Annotated in this window: 4 protein-coding genes and 1 pseudogene; 3 read left to right on the top strand and 2 right to left on the bottom strand. The window is 48.6% G+C overall.

From position 1 onward, the window contains the following. Both IQ235_RS18470 and IQ235_RS18465 read left to right on the top strand, forming a co-directional pair. Window positions 1-640: pseudogene (locus IQ235_RS18470) on the top strand (UPF0104 family protein); the annotation flags it as partial. A gap of 84 nt (window positions 641-724) precedes the next feature. Next, window positions 725-1723 (top strand): succinylglutamate desuccinylase/aspartoacylase family protein, encoded by a 999-nt coding sequence (locus IQ235_RS18465; RefSeq protein ID WP_264322881.1) that lies wholly within the window; start codon window positions 725-727, stop codon window positions 1721-1723. Window positions 1724-1817: 94 nt separating this feature from the next. On the opposite strand, the gene IQ235_RS18460 is transcribed toward IQ235_RS18465, so the two are convergent. Both IQ235_RS18460 and IQ235_RS18455 read right to left on the bottom strand, forming a co-directional pair. After that, window positions 1818-2528, bottom strand: coding sequence for a lysozyme inhibitor LprI family protein (locus tag IQ235_RS18460; protein WP_264322880.1), 711 nt, complete (start codon window positions 2526-2528; stop codon window positions 1818-1820). Between the two features lie 179 nt (window positions 2529-2707). Then, complete coding sequence (locus IQ235_RS18455) at window positions 2708-4498, bottom strand: CHAT domain-containing protein (RefSeq protein ID WP_264322879.1); 1791 nt, start codon at window positions 4496-4498, stop codon at window positions 2708-2710. A 372-nt stretch (window positions 4499-4870) separates the two neighbouring features. Between IQ235_RS18455 and IQ235_RS18450 the strand changes: the two genes are divergently transcribed. After that, on the top strand, window positions 4871-5176 hold a 306-nt coding region (locus IQ235_RS18450), incomplete at its 3' end, for a hypothetical protein (RefSeq protein ID WP_264322878.1).

Here is a 5176-nt window from a genome sequence, read left to right as displayed (position 1 = left end):
GTACTTGCCAGGGAATGTCTGGCACTTTTATCAGCGCATCGTTGCCACCCGAGATACCGAGATCGCAATTGAAGCTGCAACCCTGAGCGTGATTTTAGAACCGCTACTGATGATGGCTTCGGCTTTGCCTATTGCCATGTTGGGGGTAGAAGCGGGCGGTCGAGAATTGCAGATTTTCAGTCTCGTTGTCGTGGCGGTTGGCATTCACCCCCGCATCATCAACCCCGTTGCGCAATATCTAGGTCGGGTGAAAGCGAAAACCTTTGCCACCGAGAAAAATTGCGTTCGCTGTCAGATCCGGCACTATCCTCTCCGTGCTTGGTTGGGAGAGTTGGGATTTGTGATGTGTCGGGGAATCGGTTTCTTGCTGATTCTGTGGGCGTTGGGTTTGTTCGATCCCCAAAATATCTTACTTCCCCTGGGGGCTTTCAGCCTGGCATGGCTGTTTGGCTTAATCGTTCCCGGCGCACCGGGTGGTATGGGTGTATTTGAAGCGACGGCTTTGGGACTTTTAGAACCCCACTTTCCCGGCCAAACAGGAACCTTGCTCATCGCACTCGCCTTGTATCGCATTACGAGTATTCTTGCCGAAACCGGGGGAGCGGGATTGGCTTGGCTGGATGAGTATTGGCGAGCCTAGAGACGTTCGCCTGTATGCTAGATCTTGTTCGATCGCATCATCTCCAACTCGATCGAGTGCCACCCTATCCCATTGGATCCGCACATGTCTAGCGATCTCTCGATCGAAATTGGAGGCGTGACCGTTCCCCCCGCCTCTCGCCAACAGATCGAATTACCCGTTGCCCGCTTGCCGACGCAAACGATGCTGTCATTGCCCGTCATTGCCATTAACGGCGCTCGGGAAGGTCCGACGTTGTGGCTGAGCGCGGCCATTCACGGCGACGAAATCAATGGGGTCGAAATTATCCGTCAGGTGTTGCAGCAGATTTTACCCCAAGAACTAACTGGAACTTTGATTGCCGTCCCGATCGTCAATGTTTTTGGCTTTATCGAACAGTCTCGCTATTTGCCCGATCGCCGGGATCTCAATCGCTCTTTTCCCGGTTCGGCTCGCGGCTCTCTGGCTGCGCGGTTAGCACATTTGTTCGTTCGAGAAATTGTCAACCGCTCGACCCACGGCATCGATCTGCATACGGCTTCTGACGGTCGGGCGAACTTACCTCAAATTCGAGCAAACCTCTCCGATGGCGAAACCTATCGCTGTGCCAAAGCCTTCGGCGCACCCATGACGATTCACTCCACCACCCGCGATGGCTCTTTGCGACAGGCCGCTACCAATATCGGCATTCCCGTACTGCTCTACGAAGCGGGGGAAGCCTTGCGATTCGATGCCGATGCGATCTCCGTGGGGGTTGAAGGAGTAATGGGAGTCATGGCAACTTTGGGAATGTACCCCATGGCAAAAAAGAGATCGCCCAACCCGTTTCTAAAATCCTATAAAACTCAGTGGGTACGATCGCCCAGAAGTGGAATTCTATTACTCGATGTCGAACTCGGTCAACAGGTGACCAAAAAGCAAAAACTAGGGTCGATCGTCGATGCCTTTGGAACCACGAACGTGAAGGTTCTCGCTCCCACTGATGGCGCGATCGTCGGTCTGACTAAAAATCCTTTAGTCAATCAGGGAGATGGCATCGTCCACATCGCTCAACTCGAAACCGAGTCGGATAGTAACACTCACAGCAACGGGGATATTGAATAGGGGAAGACGCATCGGAGGGAAACTTCACCAGAATTGGCTACTCTCGATTGATGAATCATCGCCGATGGCGCGATCGCGCTCGTGCCGATCGCGACTAACCGAGATTCGCGAGATGATTCTCTAACTGCCGAACTCGCTGTTCGGTCGATCGAATCAGACAATTTGTTAGTGCAAGACTACCGCCACCACTTCTCTCAAAATTACACATGAAATCTCGAAACTCAATCCAGGCAAATTGAGCGTTACCCAATTGATTTTGTCGAGAAACCGACGCGACGCTCTGGAAAAGTTGTTGATAGAGTTTGTTTAACTGATTCTCAACCTGAAAATCGCTGTTGTTACTCGCTCCAATAAATTCACCCCTCAGATAAGTATTGAGATCCGCGGTTCGTTGCTGAGACAAAGCCGCCAAACATCCATATTCCAGAGCCGGTTGCGAAGTCGATCCTTGAGCTAAACTACCGTAAAACTGACACTCGGCATTTCTAAAATTTTCCCAAGCCAATTGAGATTCAATTAATTCCTGCCGTCTGGAAAGAGATAAGTTGGGCGCGAGATTTTCGTAAGACCGGCGAAGTTCGATATCGGAGATTTGCCAATTTAAATTGGCACAAGCATTAATTTCTCTTTGGGTTTGAGGAGCCGCACAGTTGGGTTGTTGTGTCAGTTGAAAAAGCGGTACGGTCTGAGGAATTTCGGTCGCGATCGCATTGCCCGCAAAACAGCTATAGCCGATCGCGAAACTTCCCGTACCAATAAAATCAAAGAGCTTTTTAAGCTTAGTACTATCTAAAATTAAAGACATACTAATAATGGCAAGTCAAAAGATATATTGAATGGGTTATTATTGCATATTTTTGACGATATGGGTATGTTTTAAGATATTTTTACAACGATCTTCCAACTCTTAAAAGCTAATCGATTAATCGATGGTTTTTGCTGAGAGTTTTCCGATCTCCGAGCACCCGATCGGGTGCTCTGTGTTTAAAAAGGACTGCCAATCATGGTAAATCCGGCCCAGTAGTAAGGATGAGACAAGGCGATATTCATCGGCCCGGTACTATCTGGAGGCAGAGATATCTCACCACTCGGACCGACAGTCCGATCGTCAGACAGGCGCACTTCCCCCTCCAACATGGCAATTTGAGCTTGCCTGAGTGCTTCGGCTTTGGTCGGAGATTCCAGCAAAAAGCTATAAAACTCGCTCATGAGTGCCAAAGTGCCCCGATCGCTGACATACCACAAACTCGCCAAGACGGTTTTAGCCCCGGACTGCACTGCTAATCCCGCCAGACCTAACTCGGCCTGGCGATCGTCGAGGGCCGTACGACAAGCACTGAGCACCAATAATTCTACGGGAGGATCGTTCCAGTTGAGGGTCTGCAACTCCTCGAGGGTTAGACGATCGTCCCAGAGTTGAATATAAGAATTATCGAGAGTTCCCGGTTTAAACTCCGCATGAGTCGCCAGATGAATGACTCGAAAGGGTTCGGCTTCCCGTTGCGACGTCAAATTGGCTAATGTAAATTCTTCGTTCAAAAAAGACTCTCCCGACCACACAGAGGAAATGGTTTCCAACTCCACTGGGACGGCCGGTAACGGTCGGTGTTCGTCGAATTCCGATGCACCCATCGCTAAAATTCGAGCGCCATCTAAGGGTTCGTACTCTATATTGCTCAAATTAAAACTGGGAATTAAACTGATGTCATATTTTTCGACCAAAAACTGCTCCCCATCGTGAAGTGCGGCGATCGGGAGACTTCGCAAACCCGCATCCATTGAAAATAACAATGTATCGATTTCGTTATTTTCCAAATCCGTTTCCAAAGGGGCGATCGTCCATTGATAGAGTTGCTGGGCTGAAGGTAAATATCGAGTATTGTTAATGGGAAAACTGCCTCCGGTAATTTCCCGACGAAACTCCCGCGCCACTTCCAAAACTTCCTCCCGATCGACATCGGGAAGTTGACGCACCACAGACGTGCCGCTCGAAGACATTAGCACCAGTTCCAATCGCTGGGGATGTACCACAACATAGAGAATGCCAATTTTTTTTCCGGTTTGCGACTCGATTTCTCGAAATACCGCTTGAGCGTTACCTTGAGATAATCGGCGATCGACGAGATCGATTTGTCCCCCCAGATATGCAGAAAATTCTGCATTACGGTCTTTTTCAACATTTTCAAATGCTTCGTTAGACAGTCGATCTTCGATCCAAACTCCCTCCATGCGATCGCCATTGGCAAAAGTAAATACACCTTGACCGTGTTTTTTATTATCGCGAAATTCTCCTTCGTAAACATCTCCGTTGGCAAAGGTAAACGTTCCTAATCCATTGCGTTTGTCCTCTCGAAACTCACCCTCGTAAATATCCCCATTACTAAAGAAAAGAATGCCTCGACCGTTCCGACGATTGTCGCGAAACTCGCCTTCGTAGCGGTCGCCATTAGCAAAGGTGAAAAGGCCGACACCATTGCGTTGTCCGTCGCGAAATTCACCTTCGTAAACATCTCCGTTGGCGAAGGTGAAAATACCGCGACCATTCGCTTCTCCATCGCGAAATTCACCTTCGTATTTATTGCCGTTACTATAAATACATTGACCAAATCCATTGAGTTGACTGTCTTGAAAATCTCCCTCACATTGAGTTCCATCCCCAAACGTGACGGTTCCTGCCACAGAAGGTAACGATAAGCCGATCGCGCCGACGATTCCCAGCAGCGAGAGACCTAAACCTAATACTTTCTGTTGACGAATGACTTGCTTAACACGCATAAAGTTACAACTTTTTAAAGTTCCGCAAAAAAGGCAACCCATCTAAATTATGAGTAGGGTGCTGGGATTAGACTTCAGGGAACCTAAGCGAAAATACTCATCTCCCAAATAACCCACACCCAATAAATTTCGCGCACAAGACCTGTTGGCCCTGGCGAAGACCGATATTCACACCCAAAAACATCCGAAAATTTTCCTCAATCTCCTTGTCTGGGGGTCGCGAGCTGAGGCAAGTAAATTTATCGATCTCCCAGTGCGATCTTTTTCCCTTTTCCGTATTTTTCCCCTATTTTTAGCTTAACAATTTTGAATGCCTGAATTTTACCTGCAAACAGACTTCAACAAAATTTCCATTGCGTTAAGCTAACTGTGATGGGAGCCTGGATGCATGAGGTTCCCAAAATTCTGTCTGTGGCGATCGTCGAGCTGAGGAAAATGGGTAAATTGGGTCAGTTTCGTAGAGTCTTGTGCTTCGGCTTGTTGGTCGGATTAGCACTCTTTTTATCAATTTCCCCCGCACGAGCATCGCTCGAATCTCGCCTCTCGAATCTAGAAGCTGATTTTTACCAACTCGAACGCCAAGTCGATCGTTTGGGAACCGAAGTGCGGCGATGGAGTCGAGAATCGAATCGAGAGCCATCGAACTCGACTGTTACCCCCTCTTTTGCCGATTCCGAA

The organism is Zarconia navalis LEGE 11467 (genome assembly GCF_015207075.1).
Lineage (GTDB): Bacteria > Cyanobacteriota > Cyanobacteriia > Cyanobacteriales > Geitlerinemataceae > Zarconia > Zarconia navalis.
This window is presented reverse-complemented; position numbering and strand designations above follow the sequence as displayed.

What these genes read in the sequence shown, in the direction of transcription:
- IQ235_RS18460 (WP_264322880.1), bottom strand. Translation starts at nt 2,528, where the DNA reads ATGTCTTTAATTTTAGATAGTACTAAGCTTAAAAAGCTCTTTGATTTT.
- IQ235_RS18455 (WP_264322879.1), bottom strand. Translation starts at nt 4,498, where the DNA reads ATGCGTGTTAAGCAAGTCATTCGTCAACAGAAAGTATTAGGTTTAGGT.
- IQ235_RS18465 (WP_264322881.1), top strand. Translation starts at nt 725, where the DNA reads ATGTCTAGCGATCTCTCGATCGAAATTGGAGGCGTGACCGTTCCCCCC.